Below are 276 nucleotides of genomic sequence, written 5' to 3'. Positions count from 1 at the left end.
CCGGTCTCTCCGGTAAATTTAGAATAAAAAGGGATGTTACAAATAATACTTTTTCACTAATTAATCTTATGCCAAATAACGCTAAGATAGAATATGCAAGGGATAGTAATACAGCCACTTTTAAAGCAGATGCCTTTACCATAACAGCAGATAACGGATATAAGTATTTTTTTGATAAAGCAGACACTGCAAAATACGATTGTGGAGAGCTTATTATAGGCGGAAATTATTATAAACCATCCTACTACCTGAGCAGGATTCTAAATCCGTTGGGAG

At 34.8% G+C, this 276-nt stretch carries 1 protein-coding gene; it reads left to right on the top strand.

What is annotated here, in order from left to right; translation table 11 throughout:
* A partial coding sequence (locus SB724_RS19970) for a hypothetical protein (protein ID WP_410572560.1) occupies positions 1-276 on the top strand: 276 nt, incomplete at both ends.

The sequence above is a fragment of the Bacillus sp. SIMBA_031 genome (assembly GCF_046535225.1).
Classification (GTDB): Bacteria; Bacillota; Bacilli; order Bacillales; family Bacillaceae; genus Bacillus; species Bacillus velezensis.
The sequence above is the reverse complement of the archived record's forward strand: the minus strand, read 5'-3'. Positions and strand labels throughout refer to the sequence as shown.